This is a genomic window from Bradyrhizobium sp. USDA 4369, assembly GCF_054056435.1.
Genome location: NZ_JBSRYH010000001.1, coordinates 2,718,926 through 2,744,642, shown reverse-complemented (window position 1 = coordinate 2,744,642; position 25,717 = coordinate 2,718,926). Strand labels below are relative to the sequence as shown.

The 25,717-nt window shown below is 66.2% G+C and carries 20 protein-coding genes; 8 read left to right on the top strand and 12 right to left on the bottom strand.

The genetic code is table 11. From position 1 onward, the window contains the following. Positions 1–30: 30 nt before the first annotated feature. A complete protein-coding gene (locus tag ACVIJ6_RS12440; protein WP_456772959.1) occupies positions 31–1,368 on the top strand; it encodes an aminotransferase class III-fold pyridoxal phosphate-dependent enzyme in 1,338 nt (445 codons plus the stop codon). A 120-nt stretch (positions 1,369–1,488) separates the two neighbouring features. On the opposite strand, the gene ACVIJ6_RS12435 is transcribed toward ACVIJ6_RS12440, so the two are convergent. From ACVIJ6_RS12435 to ACVIJ6_RS12420, 4 genes are all read right to left on the bottom strand, one after another. Then, positions 1,489–2,001, bottom strand: a complete 513-nt coding sequence (locus tag ACVIJ6_RS12435; RefSeq protein ID WP_456772958.1) for a GNAT family N-acetyltransferase — start codon at positions 1,999–2,001, stop codon at positions 1,489–1,491. A 395-nt stretch (positions 2,002–2,396) separates the two neighbouring features. After that, complete coding sequence (gene ispG, locus ACVIJ6_RS12430) at positions 2,397–3,686, bottom strand: flavodoxin-dependent (E)-4-hydroxy-3-methylbut-2-enyl-diphosphate synthase (protein WP_456772957.1); 1,290 nt, start codon at positions 3,684–3,686, stop codon at positions 2,397–2,399. Between the two features lie 13 nt (positions 3,687–3,699). Further along, positions 3,700–4,653, bottom strand: a complete 954-nt coding sequence (locus ACVIJ6_RS12425) for a DMT family transporter (RefSeq protein WP_456772956.1) — start codon at positions 4,651–4,653, stop codon at positions 3,700–3,702. 48 nt (positions 4,654–4,701) lie between these two features. After that, positions 4,702–5,193 (bottom strand): Fur family transcriptional regulator, encoded by a 492-nt coding sequence (locus tag ACVIJ6_RS12420; protein ID WP_456772955.1) that lies wholly within the window; start codon positions 5,191–5,193, stop codon positions 4,702–4,704. Positions 5,194–5,366: 173 nt separating this feature from the next. Between ACVIJ6_RS12420 and ACVIJ6_RS12415 the strand changes: the two genes are divergently transcribed. Genes ACVIJ6_RS12415 through ACVIJ6_RS12405 form a run of 3 tightly spaced genes read left to right on the top strand, consistent with a single transcriptional unit; the run spans position 5,367 to position 8,562 of the window. Beyond that, positions 5,367–5,846 (top strand): MarR family winged helix-turn-helix transcriptional regulator, encoded by a 480-nt coding sequence (locus ACVIJ6_RS12415; protein ID WP_456772954.1) that lies wholly within the window; start codon positions 5,367–5,369, stop codon positions 5,844–5,846. Continuing rightward, on the top strand, positions 5,839–6,996 hold the full coding sequence (locus ACVIJ6_RS12410; RefSeq protein ID WP_456772953.1) for an HlyD family secretion protein: 1,158 nt from the start codon (positions 5,839–5,841) through the stop codon (positions 6,994–6,996). The genes ACVIJ6_RS12415 and ACVIJ6_RS12410 overlap by 8 nt, the downstream gene beginning before the upstream one ends. A gap of 6 nt (positions 6,997–7,002) precedes the next feature. Further along, positions 7,003–8,562 carry an MDR family MFS transporter gene (locus tag ACVIJ6_RS12405; protein WP_456772952.1) on the top strand — a complete coding sequence of 520 codons (1,560 nt, stop codon included), beginning with the start codon at positions 7,003–7,005 and terminating at the stop codon, positions 8,560–8,562. 319 nt (positions 8,563–8,881) lie between these two features. Here the strand turns inward: ACVIJ6_RS12405 and ACVIJ6_RS12400 are convergent, their stop codons facing one another. From ACVIJ6_RS12400 to pcaF, 3 genes are all read right to left on the bottom strand, one after another. Beyond that, entirely contained in the window at positions 8,882–9,775 is an 894-nt protein-coding gene (locus tag ACVIJ6_RS12400) for a dioxygenase family protein (RefSeq protein WP_456772951.1), read from the bottom strand. Positions 9,776–9,835: 60 nt separating this feature from the next. After that, entirely contained in the window at positions 9,836–10,993 is a 1,158-nt protein-coding gene (locus ACVIJ6_RS12395) for an IS481 family transposase (RefSeq protein ID WP_456772950.1), read from the bottom strand. Positions 10,994–11,159: 166 nt separating this feature from the next. After that, positions 11,160–12,368 carry a 3-oxoadipyl-CoA thiolase gene (gene pcaF / locus ACVIJ6_RS12390; protein ID WP_456772949.1) on the bottom strand — a complete coding sequence of 403 codons (1,209 nt, stop codon included), beginning with the start codon at positions 12,366–12,368 and terminating at the stop codon, positions 11,160–11,162. Between the two features lie 506 nt (positions 12,369–12,874). Between pcaF and mutS the strand changes: the two genes are divergently transcribed. Next, positions 12,875–15,619: a DNA mismatch repair protein MutS gene (gene mutS, locus ACVIJ6_RS12385; protein ID WP_456772948.1), complete on the top strand. Its 2,745-nt coding sequence runs from the start codon at positions 12,875–12,877 to the stop codon at positions 15,617–15,619. 197 nt (positions 15,620–15,816) lie between these two features. Here mutS and ACVIJ6_RS12380 read toward each other — a convergent pair whose 3' ends face one another. The 5 genes from ACVIJ6_RS12380 to ACVIJ6_RS12360 all read right to left on the bottom strand — a co-directional run bounded on the left by ACVIJ6_RS12380 (position 15,817) and on the right by ACVIJ6_RS12360 (position 20,384). After that, positions 15,817–16,617: a hypothetical protein gene (locus ACVIJ6_RS12380; RefSeq protein WP_456772947.1), complete on the bottom strand. Its 801-nt coding sequence runs from the start codon at positions 16,615–16,617 to the stop codon at positions 15,817–15,819. 294 nt (positions 16,618–16,911) lie between these two features. After that, the gene (locus ACVIJ6_RS12375) at positions 16,912–17,427 is read right to left on the bottom strand and encodes an OsmC family protein (RefSeq protein ID WP_456772946.1); all 516 of its coding nucleotides are present in this window, start codon (positions 17,425–17,427) and stop codon (positions 16,912–16,914) included. A 65-nt stretch (positions 17,428–17,492) separates the two neighbouring features. Beyond that, complete coding sequence (locus ACVIJ6_RS12370) at positions 17,493–18,278, bottom strand: ABC transporter ATP-binding protein (protein ID WP_456772945.1); 786 nt, start codon at positions 18,276–18,278, stop codon at positions 17,493–17,495. Beyond that, positions 18,278–19,126 (bottom strand): ABC transporter permease, encoded by an 849-nt coding sequence (locus ACVIJ6_RS12365; RefSeq protein ID WP_456772944.1) that lies wholly within the window; start codon positions 19,124–19,126, stop codon positions 18,278–18,280. Before ACVIJ6_RS12365 ends, ACVIJ6_RS12370 begins: the two co-directional genes overlap by 1 nt. Before the next feature lie 283 nt (positions 19,127–19,409). Further along, positions 19,410–20,384, bottom strand: coding sequence for an aliphatic sulfonate ABC transporter substrate-binding protein (locus ACVIJ6_RS12360; protein WP_456772943.1), 975 nt, complete (start codon positions 20,382–20,384; stop codon positions 19,410–19,412). Positions 20,385–20,579: 195 nt separating this feature from the next. Between ACVIJ6_RS12360 and ACVIJ6_RS12355 the strand changes: the two genes are divergently transcribed. The 3 genes from ACVIJ6_RS12355 to ACVIJ6_RS12345 all read left to right on the top strand — a co-directional run bounded on the left by ACVIJ6_RS12355 (position 20,580) and on the right by ACVIJ6_RS12345 (position 25,474). Further along, a complete protein-coding gene (locus ACVIJ6_RS12355) occupies positions 20,580–23,375 on the top strand; it encodes a [protein-PII] uridylyltransferase (RefSeq protein ID WP_456772942.1) in 2,796 nt (931 codons plus the stop codon). 98 nt (positions 23,376–23,473) lie between these two features. Next, entirely contained in the window at positions 23,474–23,839 is a 366-nt protein-coding gene (locus ACVIJ6_RS12350; RefSeq protein ID WP_456772941.1) for a DUF1304 domain-containing protein, read from the top strand. 408 nt (positions 23,840–24,247) lie between these two features. Beyond that, positions 24,248–25,474 carry an ABC transporter substrate-binding protein gene (locus tag ACVIJ6_RS12345; RefSeq protein WP_456772940.1) on the top strand — a complete coding sequence of 409 codons (1,227 nt, stop codon included), beginning with the start codon at positions 24,248–24,250 and terminating at the stop codon, positions 25,472–25,474. The last annotated feature ends 243 nt before the right edge of the window (positions 25,475–25,717 follow it).

Here is a 25,717-nt window from a genome sequence, read left to right as displayed (position 1 = left end):
GCTCCCGCCATCAACACCTGAGAGAAACCGATGCAAGACGCGATGTCGATCGACGTTCCACCCAACGATCTCGAAGCCTTCTGGATGCCGATGACGGCGAACCGGCGCTTCAAGAAGACGCCGATGTTCTTCTCCGCCGCCGAAGGCATATATTATGCGACGCCGGATGGCCGCCGCGTGCTGGATGCGATCGCCGGATTGTGGTGCGTCAATGCGGGCCATTGCCATCCCAAGATCGTCGAGGCGATCAGGACGCAGGCCGGCAAGCTGGACTACGCGTCCAGCTTCGGCGTCGGTCATCCGCTGGCCTTCCATTTCGCGAACCGGGTGGTCGAGATCGCGCCTCGCGGCTTCCGCCACCTGTTTCTTGCGGGCTCCGGATCGGAAGCCGTCGACAGCGCCTTGAAGTTTGCGCTGGCCTATCATCGGGCGCGTGGGGAGGGACACCGCCAGCGGCTGATCGGCCGGCAGCGCGCCTATCACGGCGTCGGCTTCGGCGGCCTGTCGGTATCGGGCATCGGTTGGCAGCGCGCGCAGTTCGGCGCGTTGTTGCCGGCGACGTCCCACCTGCCGCACACGCATGATCTGGCGCGCAACGCGTTCAGCCGCGGCCAGCCGGCGCATGGCGTCGAATTCGCCGATGCACTCGAGGGATTGTTGTACGCGGTCGATCCATCGACGGTGGCCGCGGTCATCGTCGAACCGGTCGCCGGCGCGGGCGGCGTGCTGCCGCCGCCACAAGGCTATCTGCAGCGGCTGCGTGAGATTTGCGACCGCCACGGCATTCTCTTAATCTTCGACGAGGTGGTGACCGGCTTCGGCCGGCTCGGCGCCCCCTTCGCGGCCCAGGCGCTCGGGGTCAGCCCCGACCTCATCACCTGCGCCAAGGGCATGACCAGCGGCACCGTGCCGATGGGCGGCGTGTTGATCAGCGATCGCGTTCACGACGGGTTGTCACAGGGGCCCGAGGCGGTCCCGGAGCTCGCGCACGGCTACACATATTCAGGCCACCCGCTCGCCTGCGCGGCGGGACTTGCCGCGCTCGACGTCTACCGCGACGAAGGGCTGTTCGACCGGGCCGCCCGGCTGGCGCCGATCTGGGAGGATGCGCTGCACGGGTTGCGCACACTCGGACCGGTCAGGGACATCCGCAATCTCGGCCTGCTGGGCGCCATCGAGATCGACGGTGGAGACGGCGCCCCTGGCGATCGCGCGCGCGCCTGCGCCGAGGTCTGCCTGGAGCGCGGGGTGTTCATCCGCGCCCTCGGCGACACCCTGATTCTCTCGCCTCCCCTGGTGATCGACGAGGGACAGATCGGACAGATCGTCGACGCCATCGGCAGCGGCCTCAGGCGACTTGCCGCGTGAGCGCAGGCCGGCGATCGAACGCCGGCACCGGCTGTTCCTCAGGACACGCGCGAACACCTCCCGGGAACGCAAGGCGACATTCGCGGGCGCTTGTGGCCCAGCCGGAGCGATCCGGCGGCCTCACCGCTCGATCATCCAGCGCGTCACCGCCTGGTGATAGTTCATCGGGCCCGGCACGGTCTTGTAGGTCTTCACATAGCGGAAGCCGGCCTTCTGCAGCGCGCGGTTGGGGGCGGTGTTGTAGGCATGCGGCTCGCAGAACAGCCGCTTGAGCTGCAGTCGCTCGACATAGAGAGCCACGCTGCGGCTGACGCAGGCGGTGCCGAGGCCGCGGCCGCGCAGCTCCGGCGCGGTGACGTGCAGATGCATATTGGCGTGGCTGCCGCGCACGATCCGATCGCAGCTGGAGAAGCCGATCGGCCGGCCGTCGAGCTGCCACACCACCATCAGCACCGCGCGCTCGGCAACCGGCGCTTCGTAGAGCGACTCGAACAGATGGCTCCAGACAGGCCTGGTCGGCATCCGCGTCGGATCGATGCCCATCAGATCGAGCTGCTCGACGGTCGACGAATAGAAATAGTCGATGACCATCGCGGTCTCGTCGAGTGTCATTTCGCGGATGTCGAGATTCATCGAGACGCCCTTCCCCAGGCGTCAGGGTGCCGATCATGCGGGCGGCAGTGGGGCGACACGGCGGCGGCGCGTAGCGGCGAATCCGGGGCGAAAAATTTCAGACTGGGGTGAGCGGCACAAGCGGCCAACGGCTGCTGAGTCAGCTGTCGCGCTCACGACGAAATCTTGAAGACGAGATCTTGAGGACGAGATCTAGCCGCGGGCTTTGTCTTCTCGAGCTCCACCCGCTTGCAACAGCACCATCGCCGAAGGCGACCGGAGTGATGCGCTCGTCTGCTTTCCCACCATGGCATGACGGAGAAACTAAAGGGCAGACGTCCGAGCCGCGATCTGAAGCACCGCGCAATCAGCCCGCAGCACAGAAGGCGCCGCCGGCTCCGATCCAGGGCGCGCCCCTACTCGGCCGCCGTCACGCTCTCGGGCGCCATGGCGGCGTTGCCGTAGCGCTGGTCGATGTAGTCGATGACGAGCGCCTTGAAGTCGGCCGCGATGGTCGGCCCGCGCAGGGTGCGGAACTTCTTGCCGTCGACGAACACCGGGGCGGCCGGCGCCTCGCCGGTGCCCGGCAGGGAGATGCCGATATTGGCGTGCTTGGATTCGCCCGGGCCGTTGACGATGCAGCCCATGACGGCGACGTTGAGATTCTCGACGCCCGGATATTTCGACTTCCAGGCCGGCATTTCCTCGCGGATGAAATCCTGGATCGAGCGCGCCAGCTCCTGGAACGTGGTCGAGGTGGTGCGGCCGCAGCCCGGGCACGCGGCGACCAGCGGCACGAAGGTACGGAAGCCCATGGTCTGCAGCAGTTCCTGCGCGACCTGGACCTCGATGGTGCGGTCGCCGCCGGGCTCCGGCGTCAGCGAGATGCGGATGGTGTCGCCGATGCCCTGCTGCAGCAGGATGCCGAGCGCCGCCGAGGAGGCGACGATGCCCTTGGAGCCCATGCCAGCCTCGGTGAGGCCGAGATGGATGGCGTAGTCGGAGCGCGCGGCGAGGTCCTGATAGACCGCGATCAGGTCCTGCACCGCCGAGACCTTGGCCGACAGGATGATGCGGTCCTTGGGCATGCCGAGCTCCTGCGCCCGGGCGGCGGACAGCAGCGCCGACTGCACCATGGCCTCCCTGGTCACGGCGCGCGCGTCGCGCGGCGTCGCCGAGACGGCGTTCTCGTCCATCAGCTTGGACAACAGCTCCTGGTCGAGCGAACCCCAATTGGCGCCGATGCGCACCGGCTTGCCATATTTGTTAGCCAGTTCGATGATGGTCGAGAACTGGGTGTCGCGCTTGTCCTTGAAGCCGACATTGCCGGGATTGATGCGGTATTTCGCCAGCGCCTCGGCGCAGGCCGGATAATCGGTCAGGAGTTTGTGACCGATGTAATGGAAATCGCCGATCAAGGGCGTGGTGATACCGCGCTTGTCGAGCTGCTCGCGGATGTGCGGGACGGCCGCCGCGGCCTCCTCGCGGTCCACCGTGATGCGGACCATCTCGGACCCGGCGCGCGCCAGCGCTGCGACCTGGGCCACCGTGCCGTCGATATCGGCGGTGTCGGTGTTGGTCATGGACTGGACCACGATCGGCGCACCGCCGCCCACGGCGACGTTGCCGACCATGACTTTGGTGGTCTGGTGCCGGGGAGCGGGTCCGGCGATGTCGGTCTGGGTCATGATCTCGGGCTTGTTCATGGGCGCTCGGATATCAGGTTTTGGTGACGTTCAGCAATGGATCAGTCGCGGCGAGGACCGCACGGTTCGGGCGGTTGACGAGAAAAAGCCCAATGATCACAAGCACGGCAGCCAGGCCAAAGGCCAGCGTCAGGGCGTCATGCAGGATGAAATAGCTCGCCACGACCCCGAATAAAGGGGTGATGAAGGTAAATGCCGACAATTTGCTCGCCGAATAGGCCTTGATCAGCGCGAACCAGATCGTGAACGTGGTGCCGACCACCCAGATCGACTGGTAGGCCATCAGCCCGATCACGAAGGGGCTGGGAACCTGGGCCAGCCGTTCACCAGCGATCAGGGCCGCCGCCGCCATGATCGGGACCGAGACACCGACCTGGTATCCCAGTGCGCGCTCGGGCGCGATGAAGCGCAGCCTTGTGCCTTTGACGAACACGGTGGTCACGCCCCACAGCAGGCCGCCGCCGACCACCAGGAGATCGCCGAGCAGCACCCTGCCGTCGACATTCGCCTGGGGAATGCCGATCGCCAGCGCCACGCCGGTGAAGCTCATCGCCAGCCCGCCCCATTGCGCCGGGCCGAGCCGCTCGCCGAGGAAGCGGAACGAGCCGAGCGCGACGAAGAACGGCGCCGTGTAGAGGAACACCACGGCCCGCGACGCCGAGGTCAGCAGCAGGCCCTGATAGATCAGCACGAACTCGAACCCGAATAGCGCCCCCGCGACCAGACCAAGCCCCAGCGTTCCGTCGCGCTCGAACATTTTCACGCCGCGCAGCTGCGCAAAGATCAGCAGCACCGGCAGCGCACCGGCCGAACGGAACGTGGCCTGCAGCAGCGGCGGAATCTCCGGCAGCGCCAGCTTGATCGCGATCTGGTTGAAGGCCCAGGACAGGCAGAGCACGAGGACGATGGCGATCGCGCCCGGACCGAGCGGCCGGGTCCCGGCCGATGGCGATGAGTTTGCGGACATTTGCTCCCGGCAGACGTTGATTTTCGTTGGGCCGAACGCTTATCGCGCTCACGCCGCCTTCTGGCAATGTGCGCAGAGACCCGTGATCTCCACCACCGACATTTTGGGCGTGAAGCCCGACGCGGCAGCGGCGCTTTTCAGGCTCTCCGCAATCGGTGCGGCGGGAACCTCGCCGACGGCCCCGCAGCTCTCGCAGATCAGGAACGCCACCAGCGCGGTCTGCTCATGGTCATGCGCGCAGGCGAGAAAGGCGTTGCGGCTTTCGATGCGGTGCACCAGGCCGTTGGCCATCAGGAACTCGAGCGCGCGATACACCGTGATCGGGGCGGGCCGCGGCGCCACCTTCGCGAGTTCCTCGATGATCTCATAGGCGCCGAGCGGCCGATGGCTGGAGAGCAACGCCTCCAGCACCTGGCGCCGCAAGGGCGTGAACTTCTGGCCACGCTGGGCGCAGACGCGCTCGGCGTGGGTCAGAGCATCGGCCGCACAGCGGCCATGATCATGGTCCGGCGCCGGGAAGGTGGGTTTTGCGAGGGTCATTGCCGACAATCTAGCATTCCCTTCGGCTCCCGCCAAAGGGGGCGGGCCGAGCCATGCATTTGCGACAAGGCCCGGCCGCGCTCCGTCACCATCACATATTCATAAGCTTGCTTATTGTAGTCGAGGCTCATAAGAGCGTCAGCTTAGTTTCCCGCTTGCAGCCGAGATCAGCCATGCGCCACACGTCCGTGGACGTGAACTTCCTGTTTACGCTCGGCGAGTTGCAGCGCCTGGTGCGCGCCTATGCCGACAAGGAGGCGGCGCGCTTCGGCATGACCCGCGCACAATGGGCCGTGCTCGCCAAGGTCGAACGCAACGAGGGCATGAAACAGTCCGAGCTCGCCGAGCAGATGGAGATGCAGCCGATCACCCTGACGCGGCTGATCGACAAGCTGGCCGAGGCCGGGCTGATCGAGCGCCGCGACGACGACACCGACCGCCGCGTCAACCGGCTCTATCTGAAGAAGGCTGCACGCCCCCTGCTCGCCAAGCTGGCGGTGCTGCGCGCCGAGCTGACCGGCACCGCCCTTCAGGGCATCAGCCCGGCCGAGGCCGAACGGCTGATGACCCATCTCGAAGCCATCAAAGAAAACGTGAGAAACGCCCTGCAGTCCCTGTGTGACGCGCAGCGAAAGGAGCAGCGCTATGGCTGAGCCAGCCCTGAAACTCGCCCCTGAACAGAAGACCAATCCCGATGCGGCATCGCCTTCGGCCGCGGAGGCGACGCCGGCGCGCCCCGGCTTTCTGCGCCGCTATCGCCGCCCGCTGCTGCTGGTCGTGCTGCCGCTGCTCGCCGCGGCCGGCGGCCTCGTGCTCTATCTCAATGGCGGCCGCTACGTGACCACGGACGACGCCTATGTCGGCGCGCAGAAGGTGCTCATCACCCCCGACATCTCCGGCAAGATCGTCAAGGTCGTCGTGAAAGAAGGCCAGCAGGTGCAGAAGGGCGACGAGCTGTTCGAGATCGATCCGGTGCCCTACCGCCTCGCGGTGGACCAGGCCAAGGCGGCGCTCGAGCAGGCGCGCACGAGCTATGAGAACCTCACCGCCAACATCAAGATCTACGGCCAGATGCTCGATCTGGCGCAGCAGGGCATCGACCTGAAGCAGAAGGATGTCGAGCGCAAGCAGACCCTCGCCAAGAGCAATTTCGGCTCGCAGCTCGATCTCGACAATGCCGCGAATGCACTGGTGACGGCGAGCGCGCAGGCGCAGTTCATCAAGCAGCAGTTGTCGAACGCCAGGACGCAGCTGCTCGGCAATCCCGATCTGCCGCTAGAACAGTTCCCGCCTTACATCCAGGCCAAGGCCAAGCTCGAGGACGCCCAGCGCGACCTCGACCACACCACCTTGCGCGCGCCGATGCCGGGCATCGCCACCCAGGTGGACCAGATCCAGCTCGGCCGCTTCGTCACCGCGGGCACGCCGGTGTTCTCGGTGATCGACATCAGCAATCCCTGGGTCGACGCCAACCCGAAGGAGAGCGACTTCACCTATGTCGCGGTCGGCCAGCCGGTCGAGCTCGATGTCGACGCCTTTCCGAACCATCGCTTCAAGGGCACCATCGGCTCGCTGTCGCCTGGCACCGGCGCGCAATTCGCGATCCTGCCGCCGCAGAATGCCAGCGGCAATTTCGTCAAGGTGGTGCAGCGCGTGCCCGTCCGGATCTATTTCGACAAGACCGACAAGTTCGTCACCAGGCTCAAGGCCGGCATGAGCGTCAACGTGTCGATCGACACCGGCCATCAGCGCACGCTGGCCGGTCTTTTCGGCGCCGCCCACGCTGCGGAGAAGGAGGAGTAGCGCGCCATGACTGCGCCGGCGGCCTCATCCTCGGCGGTTCCTGGGTTCCGCCGCAACATGGTGACGATCGGCGCCATGACCGCGACGATCATGCAGGCGCTCGACACCACCATCGCCAACGTCGCTTTGCCCTACATGCAAGGCACGCTGTCGGCCTCGACCGACCAGATCAACTGGGTGCTGACCTCCTACATCGTCGCGGCCGCGATCATGACCGCGCCGGTGGGCTGGATCGCCAACCGCTTCGGCCGCAAGCGCACCTTCATCGTCTGCTCGGCCGGCTTCACCATTGCGTCTGTGATGTGCGGGCTGGCCCAGGACATCACCCAGATGGTGCTGTTCCGGCTGTTGCAGGGCGTGTTCGGCGCCTCGCTGGTGCCGCTGTCGCAGGCCGTGATGCTCGACTCCTACGCGCTGCATGAGCGCGCCAAGGCGATGGCGATCTGGGGCATGGGCGTGATGCTCGGCCCGATCATGGGGCCCTCGCTGGGCGCCTGGCTGACCGAGACCTATTCCTGGCATTGGGTGTTCTTCGTCAACCTGCCGTTCGGCGCCGTGACCGTGCTCGGCCTGATGGTGTTCATGGAGGAAACCAAGCCGAATACGGAGCTCACCTTCGACTGGTTCGGTTTCGTCGCGCTCGCCATCGGCATCGGCTCGCTGCAGATCGCGCTCGATCGCGGCGAGGATCAGGGCTGGCTCGAGAGCAACGAGATCATCATCGAGTTCATCATTGCCGCCGTCGGCTTCTATTACTTCCTGGCCCATTCGCTGACCACGCAACGGCCGTTCATCCAGTTCGCGCTGTTCAAGGACCGCAATTTCGTCGGCGGCTGCGTGTTCATGACCGTGATGGGCCTGGTGCTGTTCTCGACCATGGCGCTGTCCTCGCCTTACTTGCAGAACGTCATCGGCTATCCGATCATCACCGCCGGCGTCCTCCTGGCGACCCGTGGCTGCGGCACATTGGTCGCAATGATGCTGGTCGGCCGGCTGTTGCGCTTTATCGAGGCGCGCACCTTGATCGTGGTCGGGCTGTCGCTGACGGCGTTGTCGCTGTTCCAGATGACGGGCTGGACCGACCACACCGGCGTGCCCGAGATCATCACCGTCAGCATCATGCAGGGTTTCGGCTTCGGCCTGGTGTTCGTGCCGCTGTCGACCGTGGCGTTCCTCACCTTGCCGGGCCATCTGCGCACGGATGGAACATCGATGCTGACTTTGGTGCGCAACGTCGCAAGCTCGATCGGGATCTCGATCGCGATCGCGCAGCTGACGGAGGGAACACGCCGCAGCCACGCGATCCTGGTCGAGCACATCAACCCGTTCAACCACGCTCTGCAGATGCCGAACGTGGCGGGGCTGCTCAACCTGTCGACCGATGCCGGACGCGCGATGGCCGATGCAATGGTCATGATGCAGGCCCAGATCCTGGCCTTCTCCCACGATTACCAGCTGGTGATGACGTTCATCCTGGTGTCGATCCCGCTCGCCGTCATGATCGGCTCGACCCGCACCGCGCTCCGTGCCCAGTCCGCGCCGGCGGAGCACGCTGTGATGGAGTAGTTCCCGGTATGCCTATGCTGCGGACGCGCGTGCGGCGTTCGGACGCGGCGCGCCGTCGGATAGCGAAAAGGTGACCGGCTCGTGATGCAATTGTAACTTCAAGCCGGCCCGATTCCAGCTATCGTTTCCATACCCCACTCGGATCTCTGCGTATGAGTTGCGCGCAGGGACAGCACCTCATGAGCGCCCCACTCGTGATGTGCCGGGCGGGGGCGGTGGCTCCTCCAGCGCCGCCCCCAGCCCCCGGGGATTTTTCCACTCATGAAATACCGTATTTCGCCTACAGGCGAGAAAGCCTGCAACGACCACCGCTTAGCGGCTACCTGATCGGCGCACGCGGCAGCACGGTGTCGCCGATCTCCATGCGGTAGACGTGATCGAGCGAGTACCAGGGAGCGCTGACGTCAGCGTCCGTCGGATGCGGTTCGTCGTGACGGATGAAATTGCCGAGCAAGGCCTTGGTGACACCGAACTGGACGTCGCTGTCGATGTGCGGGTCGCTGGGGTCGTAGATCTGCGAGATCAGGACCTTGAAGCCCGGCTTGACGATCAGCGCATGCAGATGCGCCGGACGATAGGGATGGCGGCCCTGCGCCTTCAGGAGGCGGCCGACCACGCCGTCGGTCGGAATGGGATAACCGACCATCATCACCGAGCGGAACCAGAATCGGCCATCGGCATCGGTGGTGAGCTTGCCGCGCAGGTTCATGTCGGCCTGCTCCGGGTCCTGGTTCTCGTAGTAGCCCACGGGTGAGGCGTGCCAGACGTCGACCTCGGCGCCGGCCACCGACGCGCCTTGCGGATCGACCACGCGCCCCTGTACGAACAGCGCCGGGCCCGGTGTGGCCGAGCGCACGATCGACCCGCCATTCTCGGTCCGCGGCGAATTCAGCCGCCAGAACGGACCGAGCAGCGACTGCGCGGTCTCGGTGTTGCCGCCATCGCCATTGTTGAGCAGGCAGACCAGCGGCGAGACGCCGAGCGAGCCGGCCATCAGCACCACTTCATTGTGGGTGTCGTTGGTGCGCTGTCCGAGCTCGGCGATGAGGGCGGCGGCCTCGCGGAATTCGGCCTCGGTGAGACGGACATCGCGCACGAAGCCGTGCAGGTGCTTGACGAGCGACACCATGATCTCGCGCAGCCGCGGATTGGTGGTCTGCTCCATCACCGCCAGCGCCGCCGGCGTGACGTCCTGTTCGCGGGAGATTGTCATGACGCGATCCCTTGGCATTCTCCGTCATTGCGAGCGAAGTGTTCAGACCGGGGACATAGCTTACACCTGTTCGGAGACATAGTTGACACTTTTCGGGCAGCGCAAATCGATCGCTGCGATCTGATGCGCGGCAAAGAAAATTCCGAATTTTCCGTCGGAACTGAGCGGACGAATAGCGAGCCGCTCACCGCGAAAGGCTTGCGGGACTTTCCAGAGCCGTCCCTTGAAACTGACATAGGCCTTGGTGGTGGATACCGAACGGACGATCTCGCCATCGTCGTATTCCACCGTCGGAAGGCGATCCGGCATCGTGCGCTGGCTGGGTCGATAGCGGCTTGCGGGCACATCGAAGTCCAACGCCTCGTGCGGCCGGTCGAGATTGTAGACGGCCCGCCAGTCGTCGAACGCCCGCTGGACGTCGATCAGGTCGCGATAGCGCTTGAGGGCAAAGACCTCGGCCTTCAAGGTGCGGTGGAAGCGTTCGTTCTTGCCCCGGCTCTGAGGATGGTAGGGCCGGCTGTGGATCGTTCGGACGCCGAGCTTCAGAAGCCACACCGTCAGCGTGGTCCAGGGGTCTTCAAGGGTGAAGCCCCAGGGGCCGCCATTGTCGACGAACATCGCATCCGGCAGTCCGTAGCGGCGGAACGTCGTCTCCAAATGGCCTTGTACCGTAGAGCCTCGTTCGTTGTCACAGGCGGCCAGGCACAAGGAGAAGCGCGAGTGGTCGTCCAACGCCGTCAGCGGATGACAGGACACGCCGTTCTCCAGCGCGCTGTGCCCCTTGAAGTCCATCTGCCAAAGCTGATTGGGCGCATCCTTCTCGAAGCGCGTGTAGGGCTGCCCGGGCGTGCCTGCAGGCTCGCTCACGCGATCGTAACGGCGCAGGATGGAGTGCACGGTGGATATCGCCGGGACAGCTTGCCCATCGCGCTCGAGACGACGTGCGAGCTTGCGCGCGCCCCAGGCCGGGTGAGCATCGCGCAGCGCGACAATCTGCTGCTCAGTCGCAGCCGCCGTGCGCTCCGGACTCCGATGCGGCCGCCGCGATCGGTCCGCCAGCGTCGTATCGCCAGCATCATCCCGCTGGATCCACTTGTAGCCGGTCTGGGGGCTGATGCCGAACTGCCGACACAGCTGCCGCCAGTTTACTCCCTCCTGCTTGGCAAGCATCACAAACTCTCGTCGCTGATCCATGACAGACACCTCTCGCCACGGCATCGCTCGCCCCCTTGTTTGACGAATCGAGCCGATTTTGACGTGTCAACCATGTCCCCGAACACCCGTCAGCCATGTCCCCGGGCTAAACAGAAGCGAAGCAATCCAGGACCGCAGGCGTGGCTCTGGATTGCTTCGTCGCTTCGCTCCTCGCAATGACGGCGGCTTGTCAGTTGATCGTCTCGACCGCGAGCGCGACGCCCTGGCCGACGCCGACGCACATCGTCGCCAGCGCGCGTTTTCCGCCGCGGACTTCGAGGCCGTGCACGGCGGTCATCGCGATGCGCGCGCCGCTCATGCCGAGCGGATGCCCCAACGCGATGGCGCCGCCATGCGGGTTGACGAAATCGGCGTCCTCGGCGACGCCGAGCTGGCGCAGGCAGGCGATGCCCTGGGATGCAAAGGCCTCGTTCAGCTCGATCAGGTCGAAATCGGTGATCTTCAGGCCGAGCCGCTCCATCAGCTTGCGCACGGCCGGCACCGGACCGATGCCCATGATGCGCGGCGGCACGCCGGCAGAGGCAAGGCCGAGCACGCGTGCGCGCGGCGTCAAGCCGTGCTTCTTCACCGCCGCTTCCGAGGCCAGGATCATGGCGGCGGCGCCGTCATTGACGCCCGAGGCGTTGCCGGCGGTCACCGTGCCGGGATTGCGCACGATCGGCTTCAGCTTGGCGAGACCTTCCAGGGTGGTCTCAGGACGCGGATGCTCGTCCTTGTCGACGGTGATGGGACCAGCCTTGCCGCCGGGCACGGACACCGGGGTAATCTCGGCGGCGAAATAGCCTGACGCGATCGCCTGGCCGGCGCGCTGCTGGGAGCGGATCGCGAACGCGTCCTGGTCGGCGCGCGACACCTGGAATTCCTCGGCGACGTTCTCGCCGGTCTCCGGCATCGAATCGACGCCGTACTGCTGCTTCATCAGCGGATTGATGAAGCGCCAGCCGATCGTGGTATCGAAGATCTCGGCCGAGCGCGAGAATGCCTCCACAGCCTTGCCCTGCACGAACGGCGCTCGGGTCATCGATTCGACGCCGCCGGCGATCGCGAGATCGACCTCGCCGGCGCGGATCGCGCGGCCCGCGGCGCCGACCGCATCGAGGCCGGAAGCACAGAGACGGTTCAGCGTCTGGCCGGGAATGGAGTCCGGCAGGCCCGCAAGCAGCAGCGCCATGCGCGCGACGTTGCGGTTGTCCTCGCCAGCCTGGTTGGCGCAGCCGAAGAACACCTCGTCCACCGCGGCCCAGTCGAGATTGGGATGCTTGGCCTTGAGCGCCTTCAGCGGCGTCGCCGCGAGATCGTCGGTGCGCACCTTCGCCAGCGAGCCGCCGAAGCGGCCGATTGGGGTCCGCACCGCATCACAAATGAACACGTCTCGCATCGCTCTCTCCCGGGATCTCGGTGTTTTCTGGTCAGAATTGACGGCGGTTTTAGGAGTGCGCCGGGGGCAGGTCAAATGACGGGAGCGCGGGGTGGCATGCGTTGCGGCGGTGGAGTCGACGCCCTCGCCGCACAGACGGGTCCGCTCCCTCTCCCCGTTCTTCACGGGGAGAGGGCTGGGGTGAGGGGCAGCCACACGGGAAGTGCCGCTTCTCGCCTTGCCCGGCTCTGTCGATAGTCATCATGTCCACTGAACCCCGGAGCCGCCGTGCCCGTCCGAGAGACCTGCGTCTGGGCCACGTATGTGCCATGCCCCTCACCCGGATTGCTGCGCAATCCGACCTCCCCCCGCAAAGAGCGGGGAGAGGTTACACCGCCGCTGTCGCGCCGATCTGCTCCCTCTCACCAGTCTTGCGGCCGCACGGTGAACAACACCCATCGTGGAAAACCGGGACAGCCTCCGCAAAGCGGTAGGACCGTCCGGGCAAATTGGCTAGTTTCCGCGCCATGACGATCCAGCAGCCCATCTCCGCCCCGGTTCCGCACGAATCAGAGCCTGCGGCAGCGCCCGCCGAGGCGCCGGCCAAGCTCACGCCGATGATGGAGCAGTATCTCGACATCAAGGCGGCCCATCCGGGCCTGCTGCTGTTCTACCGGATGGGCGACTTCTACGAGCTGTTCTTCGAGGACGCGGAGGTCGCGTCGAAGGCGCTCGGCATCGTGCTGACCAAGCGCGGCAAGCATCAGGGCCAGGACATCCCGATGTGCGGCGTGCCGGTGGAGCGCTCCGAGGACTATCTGCACCGGCTGATCGCGCAGGGCATCCGCGTCGCCGTCTGCGAGCAGATGGAAGATCCGGCGGCGGCGCGCGCGCGCGGCAACAAGAGCGTGGTCAAGCGCGGCGTGGTGCGCGTGGTGACGCCGGGCACACTCACCGAAGACAATCTGCTCGATGCCCGCGCCAATAATTATCTGCTGGCGATCGCGCGCAGCCGCGGCTCCTCCGGCGCCGACCGGCTCGGGCTCGCCTGGATCGACATTTCGACCTCGGACTTTATCGTCACCGAATGCGCCTTTGCCGAGCTGACGGCGACGCTCGCCCGCATCAATCCGAACGAAGTGATCGTCTCCGACGCATTGTACTCGGATGAAGCCTTCGAGCCGGTGCTGCGCGAGCTCGCCGCGGTGACGCCGGTGACCCGCGACGTGTTCGACGGCGCCACCGCCGAGCGCCGGCTGTGCGACTATTTCGCGGTGGCCACCATGGATGGCCTCGCGGTGCTGTCGCGGCTGGAAGCGACCGCGGCGGCCGCCTGCGTCACCTATGTCGAGCGCACCCAGGTCGGCCAGCGCCCGCCGCTGGCGCCGCCGGCGCGCGAGGCGACCGGCAGCACCATGGCGATCGATCCGGCCACCCGCGCCAATCTCGAGCTGACGCGCACGCTCGCCGGCGAGCGGCGCGGCTCGCTGCTCGACGCCATCGACTGCACGGTGACCTCGGCTGGCTCGCGCCTGCTGGCGCAGCGGCTCGCGGCACCCTTGACGGAGCCGGCGCAGATCGGCCGCCGGCTCGATGCCGTCAACGTGTTCGTCGCCGACAGCGCCGCGCGCGAGGACATCCGCTCCATCCTGCGCGGCGCGCCGGACATGACGCGCGCGATGGCGCGACTGTCGGTCGGCCGCGGCGGCCCGCGCGATCTCGCGAGCTTGCGCGACGGCATCCTCGCCGCCGACCAGGCGCTCGCGCGGCTGTCGGCGCTGGATCAGCCGCCTCAGGAGATCGCAGCCGCGATGGCGGCGCTGGCGCGGCCGGCACGCACGCTCGCCGAGGAATTGAGCCGCGCGCTCGACGACCAGCTGCCGCTGATCAAGCGTGACGGCGGCTTCGTCCGCGCAGGCTATGATGCGACGCTCGACGAGACGCGCAATCTGCGCGACGCCTCGCGCCTCGTCGTCGCCTCGATGCAGGCGCGCTATGCCGACCAGACCGGCGTCAAGGCGCTCAAGATCCGTCACAACAACGTGCTCGGCTATTTCGTCGAGGTCACGGCGCAGCATGGCGACAAGCTGATGTCGGCGCCGCTCAACACGACCTTCATCCATCGCCAGACGCTTGCCGGCCAGGTGCGCTTCACGACGTCGGAGCTCGGCGAGATCGAGGCCAAGATCGCCAATGCCGGCGAGCGCGCCCTCAATCTGGAGCTCGAGATCTTCGACCGGCTGTGCGGACAGGCGCTGGCGATCGGCGACGATCTGCGCGCCGCGGCCCATGGCTTTGCGATGCTCGATGTCGCGACCGCTCTTGCCAGGCTCGCGGTCGATGACAACTACATCAGGCCGGAGGTCGACGGCTCGCTCGGCTTCGCCATCGAGGGCGGCCGCCATCCGGTGGTGGAGCAGGCCTTGAAGCGCGAGGGCCAGCCATTCATCGCCAATTCCTGCGATCTGTCGCCGACGCCGGGGCACAAAAGCGGCCAGCTGTGGCTGCTGACCGGTCCGAACATGGCCGGTAAATCGACCTTCCTGCGCCAGAACGCCTTGATCGCCTTGCTCGCGCAAATCGGCTCGTTCGTTCCGGCGACGCGGGCCCGCATCGGCATAGTCGACCGGCTGTTCTCGCGCGTCGGCGCCGCCGACGATCTGGCGCGCGGACGCTCGACCTTCATGGTCGAGATGGTCGAGACCGCTGCGATCCTCAACCAGGCGGGCGAGCGCGCGCTGGTGATCCTCGATGAGATCGGGCGCGGCACAGCGACGTTCGACGGCCTCTCGATCGCCTGGGCCGCGATCGAGCACCTGCACGAGAGCAACCGCTGCCGCACCTTGTTCGCCACGCATTATCACGAGCTGACCGCGCTCGCCGCCAAGCTGCCGCGGCTGTTCAACGCCACGGTGCGGGTCAAGGAATGGCAGGGCGACGTCGTGTTCCTGCACGAGGTGCTGCCCGGCTCCGCCGACCGCTCCTACGGCATCCAGGTGGCCAAGCTCGCCGGCCTGCCGCCGGCCGTGATCAGCCGCGCCAAATCGGTGCTGGCCAAGCTGGAAGCCCAGGACCGCGGCCAGAACGCGCGTGCGCTGGTCGACGACCTGCCGCTGTTCGCCGTGCCGTCGCGCGCGGCGGCCGAGCCCGCGATGTCGAAGGAGGCGGAGGAGTTGATCGCCGCGGTCAAGGCGCTGCATCCCGACGAGATGACGCCGCGCGAAGCGATGGACGCGCTGTATGCGCTGAAGGCGAAGCTGCCGAAGTCATAGTTTGATCGTCATTCCGGGGCGGGCCAGCGCGGCGCGATGGCGCGAGCCCGGACTCCATCTCACGCTGACGCATGCGGCCAGATGAGGCGCATCGATCAACAGCGCCGTCATTGCGAGGCGCCCGTGCGCCGAAGCAATCCGGAGTCCCATCCGAGTCCTGGATTGCGTCGCTGCGCTCGCAATGACGACGGAGAGAGCTAGTGAATTGCGGCGGCCTTCCTTCGCCCCAGCCACCACAGGCCGAGATTCCAGCCGACGCAGGTGGCCAGCGCGCCGCTGAGGCCGGCGGCGGCGCCGAGATGCAGGCTGCCGAGATGCAGCACGACGACGGCCAGCGAGAAGCCGATCAGGCCCCAGGCGCCGTTGGCCATGACCGCGGCGGTGGCCGGGCCGCCGATGCGCGGCTGCAGGATCAGCATCATCGAGGTGAAGACGATCGGAAACAGCGCCAGGATGCCGGACACGCTCGGGCCGGCCCAGCCAGAGACCGAGGTGACCGTGGCGACGAGGGTGGCGACCAGCGACGCCCGCAGGGGTACGTCGTACCAGCGCCTTGTGATCAGCGGCATCTTCGCATGGCGATAGCGCTGCAATAGCGGCAGGCAGATCGCAAAGGTTAAGATGTTCGCGACGAGGCCCATCAAGAGCGTCCACTGCACGCTCTTGATCAGCGATGCGAGGCCGAGCCACACCGCGACGGCGGTCGCACTCGCCACCAGCACGCTGTGGCGCTGCGCCAGCACGGCATAGGCAAGGCTGAGGAAGATCGTCGCGGCGTTGATCGGCAGGCTGGTCAGCGCTCCTTCCGCGATGAACGCGGCATCGTGGTCCAGCGCCAGAAACACGTAGGTCGGCCCCGCCGAGATCGGCAGGGTCGCGACCAGCGCGCCGATCACCGGCCCAGTGCGCTCGGCAATCATCGAGGCGGACACCACGAACGACGCCGCGATCGCCATGCGCAAAGTCAGCAGCAGCAGGAAGGAGGAATCGAGGGACATCAGCTCATGCCGCAGCGGCAGTGCTCTCCCTCCCCCGCGCTTGTCCGCCGTAGCTCGAAGAGCGAAGGCGGATGCGGGGGAGGCTGATCGCATAGCATATGGCCAATCGAGAGTTTTGCGCTCGTCAATTTCCGGATCGTCATGGCCGGGCTTGTCCCGGCCATCCACGTCGTTCGGCATCCTGGGAGCGACGTGGAAGCCCGGGACAAGCCCCGGCATGACGGTGCAAACTCACCAAGGAGGTTGCTGGGCGCGACAGCGCCGGCTTCTTCATCTATCTGCCGCGGTTATTGGCTACGCCGCCACCCGCTTCAGGCTGACCGAGACCTTCGGGCCGTTCTTGATGGTCTGATAGACCACGCAATAGCGCTCGGTGAGCTTGAGCAGCAGATCGAGCTTGTCCTGCGGGGCGTCGGTGTCGACCTCGAAGCGCAGACGGATTTCCTGGAAGCCGACCGGGGCCTCCTTGTCGACCCCGAGCGTGCCGCGGAAATCGAGATCGCCTTCGGCCAGCACCAGCCCGCTTCGGAGCGGCACCTCGACCGCCGTCGCGACCGATTTCAGGGTGACGCCGGCGCAGGCGACCAGCGCCTCCAAGAGCATGTCGCCGGAGCACAGCTCGAGCCCGGAGCCGCCGGTGGCCGGATGCAGGCCGGCGACGGCAAGAGCGCGGCCGGTCTCTAGCTTGCAGGTCAGGCCTTCGCCGCCGACCTCGCCCTTGGCCTTCAGCGTGATAACCGCAGCGGAGGGATCAGCCTTGTAGCGTTCCTTAATCGGCGCCTGCATGGCGCGCAGTTCGGCAGCATCCATTGTCGTTCTCTCCCGGATTCATTTCCTACCATTCGCAAGAGATTTACCGGGACGCGCCGCCGATGTCACCACCACAGCCCGCCGCCCGCGTCACGCCTGCCCGGCATGTCCGGCACCGTCCGGTCGAGCGACCGGTCCAGCGCGGTCAACACGTGGCGTTTGAACTGTTCGAACAGCGGCGCATTGCGGTCGCGCGGGCGCGACAGATTGATGGTGATCTCCTCGAACAGCCGGCCGGGATGCGGCCGCATCACCAGCACGCGGTCGGCCAGCACCACCGCTTCTTCGACATCGTGGGTGACGAGGACCAGGGTCGGGCGGGTGTCGGCCCAGAGGTCGAGCAGATGGTCCTGCAAATCCTTGCGGGTGAAGGCATCGAGCGCCGAGAACGGCTCGTCGAGCAGCAGCACCTCCGGCTGCGCCACCAGCGCCCGGGCGATCGCAACGCGCTGCGCCTGGCCGCCGGACAATTCGCGCGGCCAGACCTTGGCCTTATCGACCAAGCCGACGCGCGCCAGCGCCTTGGCCACGCGCTCGCGGCGCTCGGCCGCAGGCAGCTCGGACAGGCCGAAGCCGATATTGTCGGCGACCGTGAGCCAGGGCAACAGCCGCGGCTCCTGGAAGATGATGCCGACCTTGGGATGCGGCGCCGTGATCGCCTCGCCGTCCAGCGTGACGGTGCCGGCGCTGGCGCGGTCGAGCCCGGCGACCGCGCGGAGAAGCGTCGACTTGCCGCAGCCGGAGCCGCCGATGATGGCGATGATCTCGCCGAGCTGGATTTCGGCCGAGAACCGTTCCAGCGCGTGGACGCCGTTGGGATAGACCTTGGTGACGGATGCGAGCTGCAGCATCAGGCCGCCCCGCTCTGGCGTGCAAAACTGTCCTGCCAGCGCAACAGCGGCGCGGTCGCGATCTCCAGCAGCCAGTCGGTCGCCTTGCCGATGATCGCGAAGATGACGATGGCGGCGACGATCTGCGCCGGCTTGCCGAGCTGCTGGCCGTCGATCAGGAGGTAGCCGAGGCCCTCCGAGGCGCCCATGAACTCGGCGGCGACGACGAACATCCACCCCAAGCCCAGGCCGACGCGCAGCGAGACCACATAGGCCGGCAGCACCGCCGGCAACAGGATGCGGCGGATCATCGCCGGCCCGGACAGCCGGAAGATGCGGCCGACCTCGACGATCTTCCGGTCGACCGACAGGATCGCGCCGGTCAGACCGAGATAGACCGGGAAGAACACGCCGACCGCGATCAGCGCCACTTTCGAGGTCTCGAAGATGCCGAGCCAGAGGATGAACAGCGGCACCCAGGCGATCGACGGGATGGCGCGCAGCGCCTGGATGGTGGGGTCGATCAGCCGGCGGGCGAGGCCCCAATAGCCGCAGATGCCGCCGAGCAAGGTGCCGGCGGCAACGCCGAAGCCGAAGCCGACCTCAACCCGGGAGAGCGTCGTAGCGATGTGCCGGGTCAGCTCGCCGGAGCGGGCGAGCTCGGCGATGGTGGTGAAGACTTTCGAGGGCGGCGGCACCAGCCGGCCATTCGACCAGCCGGCCCAGACCAGAAGCTCCCAGGCCAGCGCCAGCGACAGCGGCAGCAGCAGGCCGAGCAGCGGCCGCGCCAGGCGGGTGAGCCATGCCGCTCGGCCGATCTGGGGTGTGGCAGCCGCGGCGGGTGCCTGCAATTCGACGGTCATGGTCATAGTGAGAACAGTGTCTCGCGCGGGAATGCAAGGCGTGGTGATGGAACGGATGGTCATGGTGGCCGAGGACAGCGCCCCATACTCGCTGTCGTCCCCGACCCCCGCTCCGGGACCCATACTCCGCGGCGGTCATTGTGGAGCGAGATGCCGCTCCAATGTGCCTCACAACAGGCGTCACGGAGTATGGGTCCCGGATCTGCGCCCGACAACACCAAAGCGTTGCCGGGCTTGTCCGGGACAACATCGCTTGTTTGGCTGGCCTAAATGACCAACCGACGCGGCATCAGTTGGTCGGCAGCGGGACCTGGTCGTCGATCAGGGCGTCCAGGGTTGCCTTCACGTCGACCTTGGCGTCCACCACACCGGCCTGCTGCAGCGCCAGACCGGCCGCCAGGATCGAGTCGCGCTGCGGCGCGCCGATGCGGCTGTGGATCAGTTCGGTGCGTTCTTTGAGCTGCTTGTCGACGACAGTCTCCGGCAGCTTGGTGACCGCGATGAACGTCTTCTTGAGGTCGTCGTAATTGGCCAGCGCATCCTTGCGCGCGACCTCATAGGTGGCGAGCACGCGGCGGACAAGGTCGGGATTGTCCTTCAGGAACTGCTCACGCACGTTGAGGATGCCCCAGGTGTTGGCGTCGGCCTTGCGGTAGAACAGCTTGGCGCCCTCTTCGACCTCGGCCTGCGCCATCATCGGATCGAGCCCGGCCCAGGCGTCGACGTCGCCGCGGATCAAAGCCGCCTTGCCGTCGGCATGCTGCAGCAGCACCGGGGTGATGTCCTTGTCGGTGAGGCCGGCTGCGAGCAGCGCGCGGACCAGGAAGATGTGCGGATCGGTGCCGCGGGTCACCGCGACGCGCTTGCCTTTGAGATCGGCGACCGAGGCGATCTTGGAGTCCTTGCCCGTCACGAGCGCCGTCCATTCCGGCCGCGAATAGACATAGATCGACTTGATCGGGTTGCCATTGATCTTGGCGACCAGCGCGGCGGAGCCGGCCGTCGAGCCGAAATCGAGCGAGCCAGCGTTGAGGAACTCGAGCGCCTTGTTGGACCCGGCCGACTGCACCCAGACGATGCTGATGCCGTCCTTGGCGAACTCCTTCTCGAGCAGCCCCTTCTGCTTCAGTACCAGCGACACCGGATTATAGGTCGCCCAGTCGATGCGGATCTCCTTGACCGGTTCGGCGGCGCGTGCGGCGCCGCAGCCCAGTAGAAACACGGCCGCAAGCCCGGCGAATCCGCGCCTTGACAGTCCACCCATCATCAATCCTCCTGATCAAGAAAACATCGCTGTTGTTTCAATGCGTTATGCCAGGGGCTCGCGAGAATTGTTTTTCCTTTCGATTGCCTCACCGAGAACAATCCTCATCTCCATGTGGCCGACGGCAGCATGGATCGATTGCCGCATTGGAAGTTTCGTGACAGCACTGGCCTTGTTCGATATCCGGTTGCATCCATGGACAGCGTCACCCCGAATTCCCGACCCGAAAGCTTCCCCGAATTTGACAGCGCCGGCCTCGCGGCGACCGTCGATGCGCTCGCCGCGCAGCATTCCGGCCGGGAGGACATGTTCCGCGCCGCCGTGGTGCAGTTGCTGAAGGCCGAGCTGGTCAAGGCCCGCGCCGTGGCCCAAGCGCAGCTCTTGAAGGACCGCCACGGCCGGCGTTGCGCCGAGCGGCTGTGCTTCGTGCAGGACGAGATCATCCGTATCCTTTACGCGGCAGCCACCCAGCACCTGTACCGGTCGCAGGTGCCGAGCGGCGCCGAACGGATGGCCGTGGTCGCGACCGGCGGCTATGGCCGCGGCCTGATGGCGCCGGAGTCGGACATCGATCTCCTGTTCATCCTGCCCTACAAGCAGACCGCCTGGGGCGAGCAGGTCGCCGAAGCCATCCTGTATTCGCTGTGGGACATGGGGTTGAAGGTCGGCCACGCCACCCGCTCGGTCGATGAATCGATCCGGCAGGCACGCGGCGACATGACCATCCGCACCGCCATCCTGGAGACGCGCTATCTCGCCGGCGACCGGCCGCTTTATGACGAGTTGGTCGAGCGTTTCGACACCGAGGTGGTGCAGGGCACCGCGGCCGAATTCGTTGCCGCCAAGCTCGCCGAGCGCGAGGAGCGGCACCGCCGCGGCGGCCAATCACGCTATCTGGTGGAGCCCAACGTCAAGGACGGCAAAGGCGGGCTGCGCGACCTGCACACGCTGTTCTGGATCGCCAAATACGTTTACCGGGTGCGCGAGACCGCCGAGCTTGTGGAGCGCGGGGTGTTCGACGCCCACGAATACCGGACCTTCCGCCGCTGCGCCGATTTCCTGTGGTCGGTGCGCTGCAACCTGCATTTTGTCAGCGGCCGGCCTGAGGAGCGGCTGTCGTTCGACCTGCAGCGCGAGATCGCCGTCCGGCTGGGCTACACCAGCCACCCCGGCATGCAGGACGTCGAGCGCTTCATGAAGCACTACTTCCTGGTCGCCAAGGAGGTCGGCAACCTCACCGCCATCCTCTGCGCCAAGCTGGAGGACCAGCAGGCCAAGCCGGCGCCGGTACTGAGCCGGGTGATCTCGCGCCTCAAGACCGGCAACAGCTGGCGGCGCGTGCCGGAAAGCGACGATTTCATCGTCGACAACAACCGCATCAATCTCGCCGCGCCCGACGTCTTCAAGCACGATCCGGTCAATCTGATCCGCATCTTCCGGCTGGCGCAGAAGAACAACCTCGCCTTCCATCCCGATGCGATGCGCGCGGTGACGCGCTCGCTGAACCTGATCAATACCGACCTGCGCGACAATCCCGACGCCAACCGGCTGTTCATGGAGATCCTGACCTCCAACGACGCCGAGACCGTGCTGCGGCGGATGAACGAGACCGGGGTCCTCGGCCATTTCATCCGGGCCTTCGGCCGGATCGTCTCGATGATGCAGTTCAACATGTATCATCACTACACGGTCGACGAGCACTTGATCCGCTGCATCGGCTTCCTGCAGGAGATCGAGCGCGGCGGCAACGACGAGTTCGCGCTGGCCTCCGACCTGATGCGCAAGATCCGGCCCGAGCACCGCGCCGTGATCTATATCAGCGTGCTGCTGCACGATGTCGCCAAGGGCCGTCCCGAAGATCATTCGATTGCCGGCGCCAAAGTGGCGCGCCGGCTGTGTCCGCGTCTCGGCTTCAGCAATGCCGATACGGAGCTGATCGCCTGGCTGATCGAGGAGCATCTGACGATGTCGACGGTGGCGCAGTCGCGCGACCTGTCGGACCGCCGGACGATCGAGAAATTCGCCGCCGTGGTGCAGTCGGTCGAGCAGATGAAGCTGCTGACGATCCTGACCACCGCCGACATTCGCGGCGTCGGCCCCGGTGTATGGAACGGCTGGAAGGCGCAACTGTTGCGCACTTTGTATTACGAGACCGAGCCGGTGCTGACCGGGGGCTTCTCCGAGGTCAACCGCGCCAAGCGCATCACCGCGGCGCAGGCTGAATTCCGCAACACCTTCACCGACTGGCCCGAGGACGAGCTCAACACCTATATCGGCCGGCACTATCCGGCCTACTGGCTCAAGGTCGAGCTGCCGCGCAAGATCCGCCACGCCCGCTTCGTGCGCGCGAGCGAGGATGCCGGCCATAAGCTCGCGATCAATGTCGGCTTCGATCCGGCGCGCGGCGTCACCGAGCTGACGATCTTCGCCATGGACCATCCGTGGCTGCTGTCGATCATCGCCGGCGCCTGCGCCTCGGCCGGCGCCAATATCGTCGACGCCCAGATCTACACCACGACCGACGGCCGCGCGCTCGACACCATCGCGATCTCCCGCGAATATGAGCGCGACGAGGACGAGGGCCGCCGTGCGACGCGGATCGGCGAGACCATCGAGCAGGTGCTGGAAGGCAAGCTGCGGCTCCCGGATGCCGTGGCGCGGCGGACCACGCGCGGCAAGCAGCACAAGGCGTTCTCGGTCGAGCCCGAGGTCAGCATCAACAATCAATGGTCGGAACTCTACACGGTGATCGAGGTCTCCGGCCTCGACCGCCCCGGCCTGCTCTATGAGCTGACAACCGCGATCTCGAAGCTGAACCTGAACATCGCCTCGGCCCATGTCGCGACCTTCGGCGAGCGCGCGCGCGACGTGTTCTACGTCACCGACCTGCTGGGCGCGCAGATCAACGCGCCGACGCGGCAGGCGGCGATCAAGAGCGCGCTGCTGCATCTGCTCGCCAGCGACGACACGGCGGCTCAGCCGGCGGCCTGAAGGCATCGCGCAAGTCAGACGCGGCGGCTGTCCGCAACGGAATGAATTGAGGGGACCGGCACCACCGCCGGTCCTGATGGGCTTGGGGGAGCCGAACCATGGCATTGATTGCAAATATCGTCGTCGGGCTGATCGGCCTGCTGCATGTCTATATTCTCGTGCTCGAGATGTTTCTTTGGACCAAGCCGGCCGGCCTCAAGGCGTTCAACAACACGCCCGAGCGCGCGGAGGCCACCAAGGTGCTCGGCGCCAATCAGGGCCTCTATAACGGCTTCCTCGCCGCCGGCCTGTTCTGGGGCCTCGCGCACCCGACGCCGGCCTTCGGCTTCCAGATCAAGCTGTTCTTCCTGCTCTGCGTCCTGGTGGCCGGCCTCTACGGCGCTGCCACCGCCAGCCGCAAGATCCTGTTCATCCAGAGCGTGCCGGCCACCATCGGCCTGGTGCTGGTCTGGCTGGCGGGCTGAGGCGGACTGCACCCCATCACTGGTGTCGTCCCGGGCAAGCAGGGCGGCGCAACGCGCCGGCGTGCGCCGACCCGGGACCCATACTCCCAGGGAGCCGTTCGAGGCAGAATCGCAACTCCGAATCTTCGCCACACGACGGCCCGTGGTGACGGATCCCGGCTCTGCGCCCCGACGTCGCTGCGCGACGCCAGGGCTTGGCCGGGACGACACTGAATGTGGGGCGTTGGCAGAGCTCGCGACAGGCCGAGTCACATCATGATCCGCATCCCGCGTCCTCACCCCCGCGGAACCGCCGCCCCCTGTCCCCTCGCCTTGCGTCCGCCAAGCCCTTCCTCCACACTGCCGAAAGCGATGGCGCCCGGCCGGGCAGACCAGCCGCATAACAAATCAGGAGGAACGATAGCCCCCATGCGACAGGGATTTTTCCGTCTCGCGGGAGCGGCCGCTTTGGCCGTCACCCTCTCCGTCACCTCTGCCTCGGCCCAGAAGAAGTACGATCCCGGCGCCTCGGACACCGAGATCAAGGTCGGCCAGACCGTGCCGTTCTCGGGTCCCGCTTCGGCCTATGCCTCGATCGGCAAGACGCAGGCCGCCTATTTCAACATGATCAACGAGCAGGGTGGCATCAACGGCCGAAAGATCAAGCTGATCCAGTATGACGACGCCTATTCGCCGCCAAAGGCCGTCGAGCAGGTCCGCAAGCTGGTCGAGGACGACGAGGTGCTGCTGACGTTCCAGATCATCGGCACGCCGTCCAACGCCGCAGTCCAGAAATATCTGAACGCCAAGAAGGTGCCGCAGCTGTTCGCCGCGACCGGCGCCTCCAAATTCACCGATCCGAAGAACTTCCCCTGGACCATGGGATACAATCCCAACTACTTCACCGAGGGCCGCATCTACGGACAGTACATTCTGAAGGAGCATCCCACCACCAAGGTCGGCGTGCTCTATCAGAACGACGATCTCGGCAAGGACTATCTCAACGGCATCAAGGCCGGACTCGGCGACAAGGCCGGGACGATGATCGTCGCCGAGGCGTCCTACGAGGTGTCCGACCCGACCATCGATTCGCAGATCCTGAAGCTGAAATCGGCCGGCGTCGACCTGCTGTTCTCCGCCGCCACCCCGAAGCAGGCCGCGCAGGCGATCAAGAAGCTGCACGAGCTCAATTGGAAGCCGGTGCACATCGTCGACATCAACGCGACCTCCGTCGGCGCCGTCATGCAGCCGGCCGGCCTCGACGCCGCCAAGGGCGTGATCTCGGTCAATTACGGCAAGGAGCCGCTGGACCCGACCTGGAAGGACGATGCCGGGCTGAAGCGCTATCTCGACTTCATGGCCAAGTATTATCCCGACGGCGACAAGAACTCGAACTTCAACACCTACGGCTATTCGACCGCCCAGCTACTCGCCCGCGTGCTCGAAATGTGCGGCGACAACCTCACCCGCGAGAACGTCATGAAGCAGGCGGCCTCTCTCAAGGACGTGGTCGGCGACCTCGCGCTGCCCGGCATGAAGATCAACACCTCGCCGACGGATTATCGCGTCAACAAGCAGCTGCAGATGATGAAGTTCAACGGCGAGCGCTGGGAACTGTTCGGCCCGATCCTGGAGGACAAGGGCGCGGCGGGTTAGCTGGCTCACGCGCGATCTGACCAAGTTAGCTGCCACGATCTCAGTTCACCTCTCCCCATCGGGGAGAGGTGAACCTCCGTTGCCGCGCCACAGAATAGAGTAGTCGGCAGTCGTCATCGAACACGCTGATCAACGGTACGGGGCTGCGCGATTGCGCGGCCCCGTTTTGCGTTGCGGCACAGAATGCGCCCGTTCGTCGCGCCACGAAACGTTGCGTTGTCGACTTGCTTCCTCCACACTCGC